Here is a 730-nt window from a genome sequence, read left to right as displayed (position 1 = left end):
TCCGGCTATGTCATTCCCGACCGGCAAGACACTTTATTTATTTGGCAGGTCGCCGTTGATGAGCGTGCTCGCGGTCAAGGTCTTGCTAAGCGAATGCTCAAAGATATTGTGACGCGGCAAGAATGCGCTCAGGTCACTCACTTGGAAACGACCATTACAGCTGACAATAAAGCCTCATGGACTTTATTTGAAAGCTTCGCAAAGGATTTTTCTGCTCCCTTAGCCAAATCTGAAATGTTTAGCAAAGATACGCATTTTGCTGGCTTGCATGACACGGAATTTCTGGTCCGAATCGGTCCATTTAGTTCCTAACCTCGCACACTAAATAAGACTCGCACCAAACATCCTATGGAGGATGCTAATGAAAATATTTGATGAAATTGAATCTGAAGTTCAGAGCTATGCTCGTTCTTTCCCTCGTGTTTTTAATCGCGCTAAGATGGAACACCTCTACGATGAGGAGGAAAATGAGTATCTAGACTTTCTGGCGGGTGCGGGAACAATTAACTACGGGCATAACAATCCGCTATTTAAGCCTCTCTTAATGGACTACATTGAGAATGATGGTATTACGCATGGCCTGGATATGCATACCAAGGCGAAAGGTGAATTTCTAGAGGCTTTTAATGAGAAGATTCTAAAGCCTCGGGATCTCGATTATGTTATGCAGTTTACTGGTCCGACTGGTACCAACGCAGTTGAAGCGGCTTTAAAGCTAGCGCGTAATATT

Annotated in this window: 2 protein-coding genes; both read left to right on the top strand. The window is 44.1% G+C overall.

Going from position 1 to position 730, the window contains the following annotated elements; all coding sequences use genetic code 11:
• On the top strand, positions 1-312 hold a 312-nt coding region (gene ectA / locus A3763_RS01110; RefSeq protein ID WP_068759825.1), incomplete at its 5' end, for a diaminobutyrate acetyltransferase.
• A 49-nt stretch (positions 313-361) separates the two neighbouring features.
• Positions 362-730 (top strand): aminotransferase class III-fold pyridoxal phosphate-dependent enzyme (locus A3763_RS01105; RefSeq protein WP_156494799.1); only part of this gene is annotated, 369 nt, incomplete at its 3' end.

This window comes from Oleiphilus sp. HI0128 (genome assembly GCF_001635365.1).
The sequence above is the reverse complement of the archived record's forward strand: the minus strand, read 5'-3'. Positions and strand labels throughout refer to the sequence as shown.